This is a genomic window from Streptomonospora salina (genome assembly GCF_014204715.1).
Lineage (GTDB): Bacteria > Actinomycetota > Actinomycetes > Streptosporangiales > Streptosporangiaceae > Streptomonospora > Streptomonospora salina.
The window spans coordinates 927,105-945,556 of sequence record NZ_JACHLY010000001.1 but is presented as its reverse complement, the minus strand read 5'-3'; the positions used below and the strand labels follow the sequence as shown (position 1 = coordinate 945,556).

General features: G+C 71.0%; 15 protein-coding genes. 14 read left to right on the top strand and 1 reads right to left on the bottom strand.

The genetic code is table 11. The features are described 5' to 3' along the window. Positions 1 to 7 precede the first annotated feature (7 nt). The 14 genes from araB to HNR25_RS04285 all read left to right on the top strand — a co-directional run bounded on the left by araB (position 8) and on the right by HNR25_RS04285 (position 17,901). On the top strand, positions 8 to 1,696 hold the full coding sequence (gene araB / locus HNR25_RS04350; protein ID WP_184633436.1) for a ribulokinase: 1,689 nt from the start codon (positions 8 to 10) through the stop codon (positions 1,694 to 1,696). Between the two features lie 15 nt (positions 1,697 to 1,711). Continuing rightward, entirely contained in the window at positions 1,712 to 2,416 is a 705-nt protein-coding gene (locus HNR25_RS04345; protein WP_184633435.1) for an L-ribulose-5-phosphate 4-epimerase, read from the top strand. A 35-nt stretch (positions 2,417 to 2,451) separates the two neighbouring features. Next, complete coding sequence (locus tag HNR25_RS04340; RefSeq protein WP_221458091.1) at positions 2,452 to 3,810, top strand: L-fucose/L-arabinose isomerase family protein; 1,359 nt, start codon at positions 2,452 to 2,454, stop codon at positions 3,808 to 3,810. Between the two features lie 316 nt (positions 3,811 to 4,126). Further along, positions 4,127 to 5,443 carry an ABC transporter substrate-binding protein gene (locus tag HNR25_RS04335; protein ID WP_184633433.1) on the top strand — a complete coding sequence of 439 codons (1,317 nt, stop codon included), beginning with the start codon at positions 4,127 to 4,129 and terminating at the stop codon, positions 5,441 to 5,443. Between the two features lie 37 nt (positions 5,444 to 5,480). Next, a complete protein-coding gene (locus HNR25_RS04330; protein ID WP_184633432.1) occupies positions 5,481 to 6,440 on the top strand; it encodes a carbohydrate ABC transporter permease in 960 nt (319 codons plus the stop codon). Beyond that, on the top strand, positions 6,437 to 7,333 hold the full coding sequence (locus HNR25_RS04325) for a carbohydrate ABC transporter permease (RefSeq protein ID WP_184633431.1): 897 nt from the start codon (positions 6,437 to 6,439) through the stop codon (positions 7,331 to 7,333). The genes HNR25_RS04330 and HNR25_RS04325 overlap by 4 nt, the downstream gene beginning before the upstream one ends. Positions 7,334 to 7,396: 63 nt before the next feature. Next, the gene (locus HNR25_RS04320; protein ID WP_184633430.1) at positions 7,397 to 7,555 is read left to right on the top strand and encodes a hypothetical protein; all 159 of its coding nucleotides are present in this window, start codon (positions 7,397 to 7,399) and stop codon (positions 7,553 to 7,555) included. A 135-nt stretch (positions 7,556 to 7,690) separates the two neighbouring features. Beyond that, the gene (gene arfA / locus HNR25_RS04315) at positions 7,691 to 9,205 is read left to right on the top strand and encodes an arabinosylfuranosidase ArfA (protein ID WP_184633429.1); all 1,515 of its coding nucleotides are present in this window, start codon (positions 7,691 to 7,693) and stop codon (positions 9,203 to 9,205) included. 51 nt (positions 9,206 to 9,256) lie between these two features. Then, entirely contained in the window at positions 9,257 to 10,351 is a 1,095-nt protein-coding gene (chvE, locus tag HNR25_RS04310) for a multiple monosaccharide ABC transporter substrate-binding protein (protein ID WP_376767535.1), read from the top strand. A gap of 13 nt (positions 10,352 to 10,364) precedes the next feature. Then, entirely contained in the window at positions 10,365 to 11,897 is a 1,533-nt protein-coding gene (locus HNR25_RS04305) for an ATP-binding cassette domain-containing protein (protein ID WP_184633427.1), read from the top strand. Positions 11,898 to 11,903: 6 nt separating this feature from the next. Further along, the gene (gene mmsB, locus HNR25_RS04300; RefSeq protein WP_246463516.1) at positions 11,904 to 13,205 is read left to right on the top strand and encodes a multiple monosaccharide ABC transporter permease; all 1,302 of its coding nucleotides are present in this window, start codon (positions 11,904 to 11,906) and stop codon (positions 13,203 to 13,205) included. A 141-nt stretch (positions 13,206 to 13,346) separates the two neighbouring features. Further along, positions 13,347 to 15,227 (top strand): DNA primase, encoded by a 1,881-nt coding sequence (gene dnaG / locus HNR25_RS04295; RefSeq protein WP_184633426.1) that lies wholly within the window; start codon positions 13,347 to 13,349, stop codon positions 15,225 to 15,227. 100 nt (positions 15,228 to 15,327) lie between these two features. Then, positions 15,328 to 16,452 (top strand): RNA polymerase sigma factor RpoD, encoded by a 1,125-nt coding sequence (gene rpoD / locus HNR25_RS04290; protein ID WP_184638817.1) that lies wholly within the window; start codon positions 15,328 to 15,330, stop codon positions 16,450 to 16,452. Positions 16,453 to 16,563: 111 nt separating this feature from the next. After that, entirely contained in the window at positions 16,564 to 17,901 is a 1,338-nt protein-coding gene (locus HNR25_RS04285; RefSeq protein WP_184633425.1) for a glycoside hydrolase family 18 protein, read from the top strand. 5 nt (positions 17,902 to 17,906) lie between these two features. On the opposite strand, the gene HNR25_RS04280 is transcribed toward HNR25_RS04285, so the two are convergent. Further along, positions 17,907 to 18,431 (bottom strand): pyridoxamine 5'-phosphate oxidase family protein, encoded by a 525-nt coding sequence (locus HNR25_RS04280; protein ID WP_184633424.1) that lies wholly within the window; start codon positions 18,429 to 18,431, stop codon positions 17,907 to 17,909. Positions 18,432 to 18,452 lie beyond the last annotated feature (21 nt).

Below are 18,452 nucleotides of genomic sequence, written 5' to 3'. Positions count from 1 at the left end.
GAATCCCATGGACGAGAAAGACACGAATGTGAGCGCTCACAACGACGATGTCGTGATCGGCGTCGACTTCGGAACCCTGTCGGGGCGCGCGGTCGTCGTCCGGGTCGCCGACGGCGCCGAACTGGCCGGCGCCGTCCACGAGTTCGAGCACGGCGTCGTCTCGCAGGCTCTGCCCGGATCCGGTATCCCGCTCGCCCCCGACACCGCGCTGCAGGTCCCCGAGGACTACCGCGCCGTGCTGCGCACGACCGTGCCCGAGGCGCTGGCCGCCGCCGGCGTGCCGGCCGAGCGCGTGGTCGGCATCGGCACCGACTTCACCGCCTGCACCGTGCTGCCGACCACCGCCGACGGCACCCCGCTGTGCGAACTGCCCGAGTTCGCCGACCGGCCGCACGCCTACGCCAAGCTCTGGAAGCACCACGCCGCCCAGCGCGAAGCCGACGACATCACCGCCCTGGCCGCCGAGCGCGGCGAGGAGTGGCTGGGGCGCTACGGCGGCAAGATCAGCTCCGAGTGGCAGTTCGCCAAGGGCCTGCAGGTCCTGCGCGAGGACCCCGGGGTCTACCGGCGCACCGACCGCTGGATCGAGGCCGCCGACTGGATCGTATGGGTGCTGTGCGGATCCGAGACCCGCAACGTCTGCACCGCCGGCTACAAGGGCATCCACCAGGACGGCGCCTGGCCCGACCGGGACTACCTGGCCGCACTGCACCCCGACTTCGCCGGCTTCGCCGAGGAGAAGCTCGCCCACCCGCTGATGCAGTTGGGCGAGCGCGCCGGGGGCCTGTCCGCCTCCGCCGCCGCCCTCACCGGCCTTCCCGAAGGCGTCGCGGTGGCCGTGGGCAACGTCGACGCCCACGTCACCGCCGCCGCGGCCCAGACCGTCGAACCCGGCCGGATGCTGGCCGTCATGGGCACCAGCACCTGCCACGTCATGAACGGCGCGTCCTTCGCCGAGGTGCCGGGCATGTGCGGCGCGGTGCGCGACGGCATCGCCCCCGGATACTGGGGCTACGAGGCCGGGCAGAGCGGCGTCGGCGACATCTTCGCCTGGTTCGCCGAAAGCTACCTGCCGGCCGAGTACCGGCGCGAAGCCGACGAACTCGGGATCTCCGCCCACGACCTGCTCTCGCGCAAGTCCGCCGACCAGCCCGTGGGCGCCCACGGGCTGGTCGCCCTGGACTGGCACAGCGGCAACCGTTCCGTGCTGGTCGACCACGGACTCTCCGGCATGATCTGCGGGCTGACCCTGGCCACCCGGCCCGAGGAGGTCTACCGCGCGCTGGTGGAATCCACCGCCTTCGGCACCCGCACCATCTTCGACGCGTTCGTCGACTCCGGCGTCCCCGTCGAGGAGGTCACCGTCGCCGGCGGCCTCAAGCGCAACGCCTACGTCATGCAGATCTACGCCGACGTACTCAACCGCCCCCTGCACGTCGCCGACTCCGAACAGGGGCCGGCACTGGGCTCGGCGGTCCACGCCGCCGTGGCGGCCGGCGCCTACCCCGGAATCGCGGCCGCGTCGGCGGCCATGGGCGGCGCCACCCGCGACGCCGTCCTGCCCGACCCCGAGCGCGCCGCCGCCTACGACCGGCTCTACGCCGTCTACACCGAACTGCACGACCACTTCGGCCGCGGCGGCAGCGACGCGCTGCACCGGCTGCGCGCCGTCCGCAACGAGAGCCGTACTGCCTGACCGGTGAAGGACGCCATGACTGCACTGTCCACACTCCCCCCGGACACCGCCCGAGCGGTGCGCGCCGCCCGCGAGAAGGTGTGCGCCCTGCACGCCGAGCTGACCCGCTGGAGCCTGGTCACCTGGACCAGCGGCAACATCTCCGAGCGGGTGCCCGGCACCGACCTGATCGTCATCAAGCCCAGCGGCGTCACCTACGAGGACCTGACCCCGGACTCGATGGTCGTCTGCGACCTGGACGGCACCCCCGTCGAGGACGGGTGCTCGCCCTCCAGCGACACCGACGCCCACGCCTACGTCTACCGCCACATGCCCGAGGTCGGCGGGGTGGTGCACACCCACAGCACCTACGCCACCGCCTGGGCGGCCCGCGGCGAATCCATCCCCTGCGCCATCACCGCGATGGCCGACGAGTTCGGCGACGACATCCCGGTGGGGCCGTTCGCCCTCATCGGCGGCGACGACATCGGCCGCGGCATCGTCGCCACCCTCAGCGGCCACCGGTCGCCGGCGGTGCTGATGGCCCAGCACGGGGTCTTCACCGTCGGCAAGGACGCCAAGTCCGCCGTCAAAGCCGCCGTGATGTGCGAGGACGTCGCCCGCACCGTGCACCTGGCCCGCCAGCACGGGCCCGTGGACCGGCTCGCCCAAGAGCACATCGACGCCCTCTACGACCGCTACCAGAACGTCTACGGCCAGAGAAAAGGGACCGACTCGTGAGCGAACGCCTTCCCACCATCGGGATCCTCGGCATCATGCAGCCCCTCTACGACGACATGATCCCGGGCATCACCGACCGGCAAGCCGACTATGCGCGCAGTATCGCCGACAGCCTGGCCGACGTGGCCGACTGCGTCGTCGCCGACCCGGTACGCGGCCGCGACGACGCCGAGCGGGCGATGCGGGGATTCGAGAACGACGGCCTCGACGGAGTCCTGGTCGTCATGCTCACCTACGGCCCCTCGCTGCGCGTCACCCGGGCGCTGCACGAGGCGCGGCTGCCCCTGTGCCTGGCCAACATCCAGCCCGATCCGGTGGTGACACCGGAGTGGGACATGGACGACATGACCTACAACCAGGGCATCCACGGTGCGCAGGACACCGCCAACGCCATGGTGCGCGCCGGCCGCTCCTTCGACGTCGTCACCGAGGAGTGGCCCGGCGACGCCTTCCGCGAGCGCGTCGGCCGCTGGGCGCGCGCCGCCCGCGCCGTCACCGCCTGGAAGCGGCTCAAGGTCGGCGTCGTCGGCTACCCCATGAACGGCATGGGCGACGCCCGCGTCGACGAGACCGCCTGGATGCGCAAGCTCGGCCCCGAGATCGCCTACATCGCCCCCGGCGAGCTGCACCGCACCATGGCCGAGCTGCCCTCCTCGGAGGTCGAGGCGCTGATGGCCGAGGAGAACGAGCGCTTCGAAATCGACGAGCGCCTGCCCGACCACGAGCGCGAGGACCACGCCCGCATGCAGCTGGGCCTGGAGCGGCTGCTGGCCGACCGCGGCTGCGGTGCCTACTCCACGCACTTCGACGCCATCGCCGAGGACGGACGGTTCGCGCGGCTGCCCATGGCCTCGGCCTCCAACCTGATGGCCAAGGGCTACGGGTTCGCCGGCGAGGGCGACGCGCTGGCCGCGTCCATCGTCTACGCCGGCCACGAGCTCGCCGGCGACGGGCACTTCACCGAGATGTACGCGATGGATTTCCCCACCGACTCGATCCTGATGAGCCACATGGGGGAGGGCAACTGGAAGGTCGCCCGCGACGACGAGCCGGTGCGGCTGATCAAGCGCCCGCTGGGCATCGGCGGCCTGGACGACCCGCCCACGCTGCTGTTCCGCATCCAGCCCGGACCGGCGACGCTGGCGTCCCTCGTCGCCCTGGGCGGCGAGCGCTTCCGGCTCGTGGTGGCAGAAGGCGAGGTCCTGGACTCCCAGAAGCTGCCCGCTTTGGAGATGCCCTACGGCCAGTTCCGCCCGGCGTCGGGCGTGCGCGCCTGCATGGACGCTTGGCTGCGCGCCGGCGGCACCCACCACATGGTGATGAACCTGGGCCGCACCGCGGCCGACTGGAAGGTCTTCTGCGACATGGCCGACGTCGAGTTCGTCCAGGTCTGACACGCGAATGCGGCCGCGGGTGCGATCCCTGCGGCCGCACCCCCGGCCCGCGCCGGCCGCCCCGGCCCACCCGCCGGCGGCCGACGGTGCGGGCACGTGCACCCGCATCCGCAGACGAAACGCACACATACCGCGACACATCGGAACAGTCGTACGCCGAATACGCACTCAGCGCGCGGATCTCCCCGCGCGAAGGCCGGCCGAGGCGGCCCCATTCGCCTCCGGCCCGGCCCGCAAGGGCGCCGCCGACGCGCCCTCGTCCAGCGGCCTTTCGGGGGGTGGCCGCACTCAGCGCAGCGAAAGCAGAGGAGTCGCAATGCGCCGACGATCCACAACCGGCCCCGGGCCGGCCCCCGCCCTAGGACGACGCACCTTCCTGGCCGGCGGGCTGGCCGCCGCCGGGACCGCAATGGCCGGCTGCGGCCCGCCCGACACCGTGCTCAGCGGCAAGCGGCGGCTGCGCCAGTGGAACCTCTTCACCGGCGGCGACGGCGCCCGCATGGTCGAGATGCACGATGCCTACCGCAAGCAGCACCCCGGCATCGACTTCCAGACCTCCACGTTCCAGTGGGGCAACCCCTACTACACCAAGTTCGCGATGGGCGCCGCCGGCGGGCGTGCCTTCGACGTCGCCACCCTGCACGTCTCCCGCCTCCGCGGCCTGGGCGCCGGGACCCTCATCTCCCCGGTGCCCACCGACCTGCTCGCCCAGCACGGCATCACCCGCGACACCGTCACGCCCAACATCTGGGACACGTGCACGATCGACGGCGAGCTCTACGCCATCCCGCTGGACACCCACCTGGTGGTGAACTACTTCAACCGGCCCGTCTGCGAGAAGGCCGGCGTCCTGGACGCCGACGGCGACCTCGTCGCCGTCAGCGACGAGGACGAGTTCTTCGAGGTGTGCGCGGCCGTCAAGGAAGTCACCGGCCAGTACGGGGTCGTGATGGACACGACGCACGCCTGGCGCCCGTTCTGGTCTCTCTACCGCCAGCTCGGCGGTGAGCTCACGCTGGACGGTGAACTGGCCATCGACGACGACAAGGCGCTGCGGGCCCTGGACTTTCTGCGCCGCATCTCCCAGGACGGCCTGGCGCCCCAGTCGTCCGACGGGGCGGCCACCCCCGCCAATTTCCAGAACGGAATCGCCGGACTGATGCTCTCCGGAAACTGGGAGCTGCCCACGCTCAAGGACGCCGGAATGGACTTCGGCATGCGCCCCTTCCCCGGCATCTACGGCGAGGAACTGGGGCAGGGCGACTCCCACTGCTTCGTCCTGCCGGTGCGCCGAGAACCCGACGAGGACGCCGTCGCCGCCGCCGTCGAGTACGCCGCCTGGATGCTCAAGCACAGCATCACCTGGGCCGGCGGAGGCCACGTTCCCGCGTACACGCCGGTCACCGAAAGCCAGGAATACGCCGATCTGCAGCCGCAGGCGAACTACCGGCGCGCCGCCGAGGCCGTGCAGTTCGACCCCTCGGCCTGGTTCAGCGGATCAGCGGCCCAGCTGCAAGCGGACGCCGGCGCGATCTTCACCGGCGTGCATACCGGCGCGGTGACGCCGAAGGCCGCCCTCAACCGGTTCAAGCGCGCCGCTCAGAACCTCATCGACACGCCTTCGCCGGTGTAAGCGGTGCCCGCCCCCCACACTTTCTCCGGAGCGTGAAATGACCGTGCAGGCCAGTACCACGGAGACGCCGGACGCCGCGTCGGCGCCCCGGTCCTCATCCCCCCGTGCCGCGCGCGGAACAGCACGGCGGTCCGCGGCCGGCATCTGGTTCGTCCTCCCCTTCACCGTCCTGTTCGCCGTCTTCCTGATCTGGCCGCTGATCGCCGGACTGTGGGCCAGCTTCACCGACCGCAGCCTCGCCAAGGAGGACTCCTCCTTCGTCGGGTTGGCCAACTGGATCGAGATGTTCGGCGACCCCGCGGTGTGGCAGTCGCTGTGGGTAACACTGCTGTTCACCCTGATAACCGTGCCGCCGCTGGTGGCGATCGCGCTGGCGATGGCGCTGCTGACCCACCGCGCGACCGCCCGTATCGGCTGGTTCCTGCGGTTCTCCTACTTCGCGCCGTTCCTGATGCCGGTGGCCGTGGTGACCCTGATCTGGGAGTGGATGTACCAGCCCGAATTCGGCATGATCAACGACGTGCTGGCCACCGTGGGAATCCCCGGGGCCTCCTGGCTCACCGGCGAGGACACCGTGCTTCCGGCGATCGCCCTCACAACCGTGTGGTGGACCGTCGGGTTCAACTACCTGCTCTACCTGGCGGCACTGCAGGGCATCCCCGTCTACCTCTACGAGGCCGCGGCGCTCGACGGTGCGGGTGCCTGGCGGCGGTTCACCTCGATCACCGTGCCGATGGTGCGGCGCACCACCACGCTGATCGTGCTGCTGCAGATGGTCGCCTCGCTCAAGCTGTTCGACCAGGCCTACCTCATGACCAACGGATCGGGCGGCCCCAACTACGCGGCCCGACCCATCATCGGCTACATCTTCGAGAGCGGGTTCACCGGATTGCGCATCGGCTACGCATCGGCGATCTCGTATCTGTTCTTCGCCGTGATCATCGTCGTATCCGTCCTGCAGCTCCGCCTGTTCTCCCGGAAGGAGGATGCGGCATGACCTCCGCACCCCGAACCGCCGCTGAGCGGCCCGGTCCCCCTGCCGGTCTCGCCTCGCCGCAGCCCCGCCGCCGCCTCAAGGTCACCCCCGGCGGCGCCGCGATCGCCGTCCTGGCGCTGTTCCTCGCCGTGGTCTGGCTCTTGCCGCTGGTCTGGGCGATCCTGACCTCCCTCAAGCCCGAGCCCGAGACGACGGCCGTGCCGGTGCGCTGGCTGCCGCTGGAGCCCACCTTCGAGGCCTACCGCACGGTCATCGCGCGCGGCGAGCTGATGCAGTGGCTGATGAACAGCGTGATCGTCTCCGTCATGGTCACCGGTCTGACCCTGGTCACGTGCGTCATGGCCGCCTACGCCTTCTCCAAGACCGAGTTCTGGGGGCGCCAGTGGCTGTTCGCGCTGTTCATCGCCGGCATCCTGGTGCCGCCTCAGGTGCTGATCGTGCCGCTGTTCGACGAGATGACGTTCCTCGGCCTGGTCGACACCTACTGGGGCGTCGCACTGCCCCAGGTCGTCGCCCCGGTGATGATCTTCATCCTCAAACGGTTCTTCGACGCGATCCCGCGCGACTACGAGGAGGCCGCGAGGATCGACGGCGCCGGGCACCTGCGGGTGCTATGGAACGTGGTGCTGCCCATGTCCGTACCGATCCTCGCCGCCGTGGGCATCTTCACCTTCGTCCAGGCCTGGAACAACTTCCTGTGGCCGTTCGTGGCGACCACCGATCCGGCGCTGATGACGGTGCCGGTGGGCCTGGGCACTGTGCAGAGCGCTTACGGGATCCTCTACGCCCAGCAGATGGCCGCCTCGGTTCTGGGCGCCGTTCCGCTGATCGTCGTCTTCATGCTCTTCCAGCGCCAGGTCGTGCGCGGCGTCACCGACGCCGGACTGAAATGACACCGGCGGCCGCCCCGACCCGACCTTGCTCGGTCCCCCCGTCTGCGAGCGAGAGGAACCCCCATGCCGACGATCGCCCGGATCCTGCACCGGGGCGCGCTGTCCGCCGCCCCTGCAGCCGCCGACACCGTCGATCCGGCATCGCCCGCCGCAGTCTCCGTCCACGCCCCGGCGACGACCGGTACCGGCCCGGACGGTTCGTGTTCGGAATCGACCGGGTGACTGGACGCCCGACGGCCGGCCCCGCCTGACGCCCTGACCCGCCCGAGAACCGCCCTGTCCGCGGGGCCGGCGCCCGCCGCCGGCTCCGCGGTCCCGACCCGCTCCTGAACGATCAGCTCCTGGGGGAAGCCGCCCATGCTCCACGCGTCGATGACCGTCGACCCCGCCTTCCGCGTCGCGCCCGTGAACCGCCGGACGTTCGGCACGTTCGTCGAACACATGGGGCGCTGCGTCTACACCGGGATCTACGAACCCGATCACCCCGCCGCCGACGCCGACGGGTTCCGCACCGACGTCGCCGACCTCGTCCGCGAGCTGGGCGTCACCACCGTGCGCTATCCCGGCGGCAACTTCGTCTCCGGCTACCGCTGGGAGGACGGCGTCGGGCCCAAGGATCGGCGCCCGGTGCGGCGCGAACTGGCGTGGCACTCCACCGAGACCAACCAGTTCGGCCTCGACGAGTTCGCGGCCTGGTCCCGCAAGCTCGGACTCGAACCGATGATGGCGCTCAACCTGGGCACCCGCGGCCTGCAAGAGGCGATCGACCTGCTCGAATACGCCAACCACCCCGGCGGCACGCAGCTGTCGGACCGGCGCATCGCCAACGGCAGCCCCCAGCCGCACGGCATCGGCATGTGGTGCCTGGGCAACGAGATGGACGGGCCCTGGCAGATCGGCCACAAGACCGCCCACGAGTACGGCCGGCTGGCCGCCGAAGTCGCCCGGGCCATGCGGATGAGCGACCCCGGCCTGGAACTGGTGGCCTGCGGCTCCTCCGGGCCGGAGATGCCCACCTTCGGCGCCTGGGAAGCCGAGGTCCTGGAGCAGACCTACGACCACGTCGACTACATCTCCCTGCACTCCTACTACGAGGAGCACGACGGCGACCTCGCCAGCTTCCTGGCCTCGGGTGCCGAGATGGACGCCTTCATCGAGTCCGTGGTCGCCACCGCCGACGCCGTGCGCGCCAAGCTCGGCGCCACCAAGCGCATCCAGCTCTCGTTCGACGAGTGGAACGTCTGGTACCGGATGCGCTTCGAGGCGGAGGAGCCCAAGACCGAGTGGCCGGTGGCGCCGCGCGTCATCGAGGACCGGTACCACGTCGCCGACGCCGTGGTGTTCGGCAGCCTGCTCATCTCGCTGCTGCGCCACAGCGACCGCGTCACTTCCGCCAGCCTCGCCCAGCTCGTCAACGTCATCGCCCCGATCATGACCGAGCCCGGCGGCCCGGCCTGGCGCCAGACCACCTTCCACCCCTTCGCGCTGACCTCCGCCAATGCCAAGGGCACGGTGCTGCGGGTGGAGCCGAACAGCCCGGTGCGCGAAACCGCACGATACGGGGAGGTTCCGCTCGTCGACGCGGTCGCCACCCACGACACCGAGAACGGGGAGGCCGCGCTCTTCCTGGTCAACCGTGCTACCGACGAGCCGGTCACCGTCGACATCGACCTGCGCGGCCTGCGGCCCGACCGCGTCGCCTCCTGCCTGACCCTGCACGACGACGACGTCTACGCCGCCAACTCCCGCGAGCGGCCCGACCGCGTCGTCCCGCGCGACAACACAGACGTCCGGCTTGAGGACGGCCGCCTCACGGCCGTGCTCCCGCCGGTCTCGTGGACGGTGCTCAAGCTCGACCTCCCGCTCGCCTGAGCGGCACCGGCCCGAAACCCCCCGATGAACACCCACAGCAAGGAGCACATGATGAAGCGGACCCCCTCCGCCATCCTCTCCGCAGGCCTGGCCGCGGCCACGGCGCTCGCGCTGACCGGCTGCGGCGGCGTCGGCGACGCCGCCCAGCAGGGAGGCGACAACGGCACCGTCGGTATCGCGATGCCGACCAAGTCGTCCGACCGCTGGGTCGCCGACGGCGACAACATGGTCGACCTGTTCGAAGACGCCGGCTACGCCACCGACCTGCAATACGCCGAGGACGTCGTCGAAGACCAGGTCTCCCAGATCGAGAACATGATCACCCGCGACGTCGACGCCCTGGTCGTCGCCGCCATCGACGGCGAAGCGCTCACCGACGTGCTGCAGATGGCCGCCGACAGCGACATCCCCGTCATCTCCTACGACCGCCTGATCAAGGGCAGCGAGCACGTCGACTACTACGCCACCTTCGACAACTTCAAGGTGGGCGAGCTCCAGGCCACCTACATCGAGGAGGCCCTCGACCTGGAGAACGAGGAAGGCCCCTTCGACATCGAGCTGTTCGGGGGATCGCCCGACGACAACAACGCCTACTTCTTCTACGACGGCGCCATGTCGGTGCTGCAGCCCTACATCGACGAGGGCACGCTCGACGTGCGCAGCGGCCAGACCGACATGGAACAGATCGCCACCATGCGCTGGAGCGGCGCCGAGGCCCAGTCGCGCATGGACAACCTGCTCAGCTCCCACTACTCCGGCGAGCAGATCGACGCCGTCCTCTCGCCCTACGACGGCATCAGCATCGGCGTCATCTCCTCCCTCAAGGCCGTGGGATACGGCAGCGAGGACCGGCCGCTGCCGGTGATCACCGGTCAGGACGCCGAGCTGGCCTCGGTCAAGTCGATCGTCGCCGGCGAGCAGACCCAGACGGTCTTCAAGGACACCCGCGAGCTCGCCGAGGTGGCCGTGGGCATGACCGAATCGGTGCTGGCGGGCGAGGAGCCCGAGGTCAACGACACCGAGAGCTACGACAACGGCGAGAAGGTCGTGCCCGCCTACCTGCTGGAGCCGGTCTCGGTCGACGAGGACAACTACGAGGAGGTCCTCATCGACAGCGGCTACTACGACGAATCGGAGCTGTCGTGAGGCGGTGCCGGACATGAGTGACGTCCTGCTGCGGATGCGCGGCATCACCAAGGGGTTCCCCGGTGTCGTCGCGCTGGACGACGTGGACCTGGCGGTCGAACGCGGCGAGATCCACGCCCTGATGGGCGAGAACGGCGCCGGAAAGTCGACGCTGATGAAGGTACTCAGCGGCGTCTACGCACACGGCGACTACTCCGGCGCGATCCTGCTGGACGGCGAGGAGTGCGCGTTCCACGGCATCAGCGACAGCGAACGGGCCGGGATCGCCATCATCCACCAGGAACTGGCGCTCATCCCGCAGCTGTCGGTGGCCGAGAACATCTACCTCGGCAACGAGCGCACGCGCGGCCCCGGTCTCATCGACTGGGGCCGCACGGCCTCGATGGCGCGCGACGTGCTGGGGCGCGTGGGACTGGACGAGGACCCCACCGCGCCCGTTTCGCAACTGAGCGTGGGCCGGCAGCAGCTCGTGGAGATCGCCAAGGCGCTGTCGAAGCGGGTGCGGCTGCTCATCCTGGACGAGCCGACCTCGGCGCTGAACGAAGCCGAAAGCGACAACCTGCTGCGGCTGCTCCTCGAACTCAAGGAGCAGGGCATCACCTCGATCCTCATCTCCCACAAGCTCGGCGAGGTCACCCGGGTCGCCGACTCGGTGACGGTGCTGCGCGACGGGCGGACGATCGAGACGCTCGCTACGGACTCGGGAAGCGTCGACGAGGACCGCATCATCCGCGGGATGGTCGGCCGCGGCCTGGACGAGCGCTACCCCGAACGCACCCCCGACATCGGCGGCGTGCGCTTCGAGGTGCGCGACTGGACCGTCGACCACCCCACCCAGGCGGGCAGGCGGGTCGTCGACGGCGCCGGGTTGAACATCCGCCGCGGTGAGATCGTGGGCCTGGCCGGGCTGATGGGCGCCGGCCGCACCGAGCTGGCGATGAGCGTGTTCGGCCGGTCCTACGGGCGCTACGTGGACGGCGCCGTCTACAAGGACGGCGAGCCGCTGCACGTGCGCGGCGTCGACGACGCGATCGCCGGCGGGATCGCCTACGTGCCCGAGGACCGCAAGGAGCTCGGGCTGATCCTGGACGACGACATCCGCCGCAACCTGACCCTGGCGGGGCTGGACCGGGTCAGCCGCCGCACGCTGATCGACCCGGCCCGCGAGGCCGTGGCCGCCGACGAGATGCGCACCCGTATGCGGGTGAAAAGCAACGGTGTCCACCAGATCACCGGTGAACTCAGCGGCGGCAACCAGCAGAAGGTCGTGCTGGGCAAGTGGATGTTCGCCCAGCCGGACCTGCTGATCCTGGACGAGCCCACGCGCGGCATCGACGTCGGCGCCAAGTACGAGATCTACCAGATCGTGCACCGCCTGGCCGGCGAGGGCGCCTGCGTGCTGCTCATCTCCTCGGAGCTGCCCGAGCTGCTGGGCATGTGCGACCGGGTCTATGCGATGTGCGAAGGGCGCATCACCGGGGAGGCGCCGCGCGACGAGGCCGACCAGGAGACCCTGATGAAGCTGATGACCACGACGAAGGCGTGACGGGCCATGCAATCAACACCATTCGTGCGCATACTGCGCGATCTGGTGCGCAACAACGCGCGGCAGTACGGCATGGTGATCGCGCTGGCGGTCATCGTCGTGCTCTTCCAGATCCTCACCGGCGGCCTGCTTCTGCGGCCGCTGAACATCACCAACGTGATCATGCAGAACTCCTACGTGCTGATCCTGGCCGTGGGCATGATGCTGGTCATCATCACCGGGCACATCGACTTGTCGGTGGGATCGGTGGTGGCGTTCACCGGCGCGGCCTCGACCGTGCTGATGACGAGCTGGGGGCTGCCGCCGGTCGTGGTGGTGCCGCTGGCGCTGGCCATGGGCGGCCTGATCGGCGCCTGGCAGGGGTTCTGGATCGCCTACGTGCGCATCCCGGCGTTCATCGTCACCCTCGCCGGGATGCTGATCTTCCGCGGCGCCACCCTCATCGTGCTGGGCGGGCGCTCCATCGGCCCGCTGCCGCAGTCGGTGCGCACGTGGGCCAGCGGGTTCATTCCGGGCTTCACCGACGGGCCGCACCTGCTCACGCTCCTGCTGGGCGCGGCCGGGTCGGTCGCCCTGGTGTGGATCCAGTGGCGGGTGCGTGCCCGCGACCTGCACCACGGCCTGCCGGCCCTTTCCGCGCGGATGACCGCCGTCAAGGCGGTGGCGACCGTGGCCGTGGTGATGCTGTTCGCCTATGCGCTGGCCGACCACAACGGGATCCCCATCGTGGGACTGCTGCTGCTCGCTCTGATCGTGGGCTATGCGTTCCTGATGAAGTCGACCACCGCGGGCCGGCGCATCTACGCCGTCGGCGGCAGCGAGAAGGCCGCCCGCCTGTCGGGGGTGAAGACCCAGCGCACCACGTTCTGGGTGTTCGTCAACATGGGCGTCCTCTCGGCGCTGGCCGGACTGGTCTTCGCCGCGCGGCTCAACGCCGCCACCCCGGGCGCCGGCGAGATGTTCGAGCTCGACGCGATCGCGGCCGCCTTCATCGGCGGGGCCTCGGCCTCCGGCGGTGTGGGCACCGTGATCGGGGCCGTGGTGGGCGCGCTGGTCATGGGCGTGATGAACAACGGCATGTCGATCATCGGCCTGGGCGTGGACTGGCAGCAGGCCATCAAGGGCCTGGTGCTGCTGGCCGCGGTGGCCTTCGACATCTACAACAAGAAGCGCGTCGGGTCGGCCCGTCCGGGGGGCGGCACCGCCGCCCCGACGGGACCGGGTGATCCGTCGCCGCCCGACGGCGCTCAGCAGGACCGGGAGAAGGAGGACGGCACCGCGGCGGCCGCGCCCGCGCCGCCGCGCTGACGCCGCGGGCGTGCGGCGCCGCCGCGCGCCCGCCCGGTCCCCGCCCGCCCGTCGCCTCCGGGGCCGGGCGGGCGGGGACGGCGTCCACAGCACGGCATCCGCGGTCGGGTGCGCCGCCGCCAAGAACTAGGCTGGTGAACCGTGGCCGGCAGGATCAGAGACGAAGACGTCGCACTCGTGCGCGAACGAACGCCCATCGCCGACGTGGTGGGCGAATACCTGCAGCTGCGCAACGCCGGCGGCGGCTCGCTGAAAGGGCTGTGCCCCTTCCACGACGAGAAGTCCCCGTCCTTCAACGTCACCCCCGCCCGCGGCCTCTACTACTGCTTCGGCTGCGGCGAGGGCGGCGACGTCATCCGGTTCATCCAGCAGATCGAAACCCTCAGTTTCGTCGAGGCCGTCGAGTCACTGGCCCACCAGTCCGGCATCCGGCTGCGCTACGAACAGGGCGGCGGCCACACCTCCCGCCAAGACCAGGGGCAGCGCCAGCGGCTCATCGAGGCCCACCGCGAGGCCCAGCGCTTCTACGCCGAGCAGCTGCTCGCGCCCGCCGCCAAGGAGGGCCGGCGCTTCCTGACCGAGCGCGGGTTCGGCCGCGCCGACGCCGAGCACTTCGGCGTGGGCTACGCCCCCGGCGGCTGGGAGGCGCTGACCGGCCGCCTTCGCGACGCGGGCTTCAGCGACCAGGAGATCGTCACCGCAGGGCTGGCCGGACAGGGCCGCCGCGGCGCCTACGACAAGTTCCGCAACCGGCTCGTGTGGCCGGTGCGCGAAGTCAACGGCGAGATCGTGGGCTTCGGCGCCCGCAAACTCGACCCCGACGACGACGGGCCCAAGTACCTCAACACCCCCGAAACCCCGATCTTCAAGAAGGGCCACCTGCTCTACGGGCTCGACCTCGCCAAGCGCGAGATCGCCCGCGAGCACCGCGCCGTGATCGTCGAAGGCTACACCGACGTCATGGCCTGCCACCTGGCCGGCGTGCCCACCGCCGTGGCCACCTGCGGGACCTCCTTCGGCGAGGACCACCTCAAGGTGCTGCGCCGCATGCTGCTGGGCCGCTCCAACCAGGGCGGCGAAGTCGTGTTCACCTTCGACGGCGACGCCGCCGGCCGCCGGGCGGCGGTGCGGGCCTTCGCCGAGGAGCACGGGTTCGCATCCGAGACCTTCGTGGCCGTCCAGCCCGACGGCCTCGACCCCTGCGACCTGCGCCAGAGCCGCGGCGACGCCGCGGTGCGCGATCTCGTCGCCGACCGCAAGCCGCTGTACGAGTTCATGATCCGCACCGTCATCGAGCAGTACGACCTCGACACCGCCGAAGGCCGCATGGCCGGGCTCGACGCCGCCGCCGAGATCGTGGCCAGCATCCGCAACGACGGGGTGCGCAAGCTCTACGGGGTCAACCTCGACCACTGGCTGGGCATCATGGACGAGTCGTTCGTGCAGCGCCGCGTGTCGGCGCACGTGGCCGCGCGCCGGCGCAGCGGCGGCGGGGCCTACTCCGCGCCCGCGCGCCCCGCGCCCCAGGCTTCGGCCGGCGCCGCCGACGCCGCGCCCTACGACGTGCGCGACCCCTCGCTTCAGCGCGAGCGCCAAGCCTTGAAGATCGCGGTGCAGCATCCGGGGCTGGCGGGGGAGTTCGACGATCTCGGCGCGGACTCGTTCAGCGTGCCCCAGCACCGCGCCGTCTACGAGCTGATCAGCGCCCAGGGCGGGGTGGGTGCCGCGGGCGACGCCCGGCAGTGGGTGGCGGGGCTGTGCGACGCCGCGCCCGACGAAGCCCAGCGGGCGTTCGTGACCCGCCTGGCGGTCGAGCCGCTGGAGATCTACGGAGAACTCGACGAGCATTACGCCCAGGAAATTCTCGGCACAATCAAGATTCATTCCATCAACCGCCGAGTCGCAAACCTGAAATCGCGCCTCGGGCGGCTGGACCCCGCGGCTCAGCCGGACGAATACCAGCGCCTATTCGCCGAGCTCATGTCGGTCGAGCAGGAGAAACGTGTGATGCGCGAACGCTAGCGGCGCCCGGGTAGCACGAGGGTGACAAAATTAGTCCTCACTGCTTCGCGGTCCTGTGCGGCACACTGTAAGGGTGGCTCCAACGGTGCTGCCCGGCGAAATGCCACCGCTCGCGCAGGTGGCGCGACAGGTCGCGGGCGCGGAATCCGGGGAGACGGTGACCGTGGCCGACGTCGCCGCCGCCCTGGAGCGCCTGGAGGTACCCCCCGAGTCGCTGGACCGGGTGGTGCGCGACCTCGAACAGCAGGGCGTCGACGTCGTCGACCCCGCCGCCGACGAGGAACCCGCGCCCGCGGAGATCGGGACGGGAGCGCCCGCCGGCGACCTGGTGCGCGTCTACCTGCGCGAGATCGGCCGCGTTCCGCTGCTGACGGCAGAAGAAGAAGTGGACCTGGCCAAATCCATCGAAGCCGGCCTCTTCGCCGCGGAGAAGCTGCGCCGGTCCGGTCCCGTGCCGGCGACCGACGAGGCCCTCGACCTGGAACAAGTCGCAGACGAGGGAGAACGCGCCAAGCAGCGGCTCATCGAGGCCAACCTGCGGCTGGTGGTCTCCATCGCCAAGCGCTATCTCGGCCGCGGCCTGCTGCTGCTGGACCTGGTCCAGGAGGGCAACCTCGGCCTGATCCGCGCGGTCGAGAAGTTCGACTACACCAGAGGGTTCAAGTTCTCGACCTACGCCACCTGGTGGATCCGCCAGGCCGTCACCCGCGCCATCGCCGACCAGGCCCGCACCATCCGCATCCCGGTGCACATGGTCGAGACCATCAACCGGCTGATGCGGGTTCAGCGCCGACTGAACCAGGAACTGGGCCGCGATCCCGCCCCGGCCGAGATCGCGCGCGAACTCGGATTCGGCGACGAACGCGTGCAGGAGATCCAGCGCCTCGCTCAGGAACCCGTGTCGCTGCATGCCCCCATCGGCGAGGAGGACTCCGACTTCGGCGACTTCATCGAGGACACCGACGCCGTCGTGCCCGCCGACGCGGCGGCGTTCACCCTGCTGCAGAACCAGCTGCTGTCCCTGCTCGCCGGGCTCGGCGACCGCGAACAGCGCATCATCCAGCTGCGCTTCGGACTGCGCGACGGCCACCAGCACACCCTGGAGGAGGTGGGCCGGGAGTTCGGCGTGACCCGGGAGCGCATCCGCCAGATCGAAGCCAAGACCCTGGCCAAGCTGCGCCACCCGTCACTGGCCACGACCCTGCGCGACTTCCTGGAGTCCTAGGCCGGTCGATCGCGGTCCGGCGGCCGGTTGTGGCCCTGCGCCGCCCGGGCAGCGCCCGCTAGGTTGGCGAGTGTGAAGGGTCGGACCGATGCCCCCCGACGGCGGCCGCGCGTGCCGCGCACGCGCCGCGGCCGGCTGCTGCTGGGCGCCGCCGCCGCGGCGCTGGCGGCTGCGGTCGCGGCCGGCGCTCTGGCCGCCGTCGACGCGGTCGGCAGCGGCCCCGTGCACCGCATCGCCTATTTCGCGGGCTGGAACCAGCCGGTGCGCGACTACCGGATCTCCGACGTCGCCGACAGCGGCGCGGCCGCCCGGCTCACCCGCCTGATGTGGGCCTTCGGCGAGATCGGCGACGAGGGACGCTGCCGGCTGCCCGCCGAGGACGCCCGCTGGGAGCTCTACCAGCGGCGCTACGACGCCGGAGAAAGCGTCGACGGCGAGGCCGACGCCTACGACCAGCCGCTGGCCGGCGGCCTCAACCAGCTGCGCGACTTGCGTGCCGACCACCCCGGCCTGGGCGCGAGCATCTCGCTGGGCGGGTGGAACACCTCCGTGCACTTCTCCGCGGCGGTGCGCACCCCCGAGTCCCGCCGGGAGTTCGTCTCCTCGTGCCTGGACCTGTGGCTGCGCGGCGACGTTCCGGTGCGCGACGGCGAACCGCAGGGCGGCCCCGGAGCGGCCCGGGGCGTCTTCGACGGGATCGACCTGGACTGGGAATGGCCCGGCGGCGACGGCCACCCCGACAACGTCGAGCACCCCGACGACCGGCGCAACTTCACCCTGGTCGTGCGGGAGTTCCGCCGCCAGCTGGACGGGCTGGAGCGCGAGACCGGGCACGAGTACACCCTGTCGGCGTCACTGCCCGGCGATCCCGGCCGGATGCGCGACGGCTACGAGCCCGAGGCCTTCGCACCGCTGGACTTCGCCACCGTGCAGGGCTACGACTTCGCCGGACCGTGGAGCGCGACGACCGGGCACCACGCCGCCCTCTACGCCGACGGTCCCGGAGCGCCGGACGAGGGCGTGCACGGCGCCGTGCAGGGCTATCTCGACCACGGCCTGCCCGCCGACAAGCTCGTCGTGGGCTTCCCCGGATTCGGCCGCGGCTGGCGCGGCGTGCCGCCGGGGGAGGCCTTCGGCCGCGGAGAGAGGGCCGAGGCCCCCGCCTCGGGCGACTACGGCGAGCACGCCGCCTCCTACGACGAACTCCAGCGGCGCGGCGGACGGCGGTTCTTCGACCCCGCCAACGGCGCCTACTGGCTGGTCGGCGACGGCCAGTGGTGGTCCTACGACACCCCCGCCACCGTCGCCCTCAAAGGCGCCTACGTCCGCGACCGCGGCCTGGGCGGCCTCATGCTCTGGAACCTCGACATGGACCTCGAAGGCGAGCTCGTGCGCGCCATGGACACCTCCCTGGACCCCGGCAGGGCCGGGTCCGGGCAGCCGCGGTAGCGGTTTCACCCGTCCCGGTAGGTGTCGACGAGGCCGCGGCCCGGGTGCCAGTGGCGGATCCGCAGCTTGTCGGACGCCACCGAGGTGATCACGGCTTCGCTGATCAGGACGCGGAAGAGGTGGAAGGCGGCCGGGTCGGCGCCGGGGTCGGAAAGCAGGGCGCGCATCCGCTCGGGGTCGGTGACCTCCGCCGCGATGCCGCCGACCTTGGCGTCGCCCCGCTCCATGGACTCCTCGGGGGCGGTGTGCAGGGCCATGCGGCCGTCGCGCCGCAGATCCAGCGCCTTGCGTGCGCCCGACATCGACCCCAGCAGCATTTCCTCGCCCGACAGGACCACCTCGGTGCCGCTGACCCGCGGGGAGCCGCCACCGCGCACCGTCGCCAGGATGTGGTGCTTGGCGGCGCCGAACGCGGCCCGGACCTCGGCCGCGAACGCGGGTTCGGCCGCGGCGAACTCCGGCCAGGCGACGGCGTGTGCGGCCTCGGCGCCGGATGCGGCGGTCGTCGTCTTCGTCGATTCACTGCGCATGCCGCCCAGCCTGACGCCTCT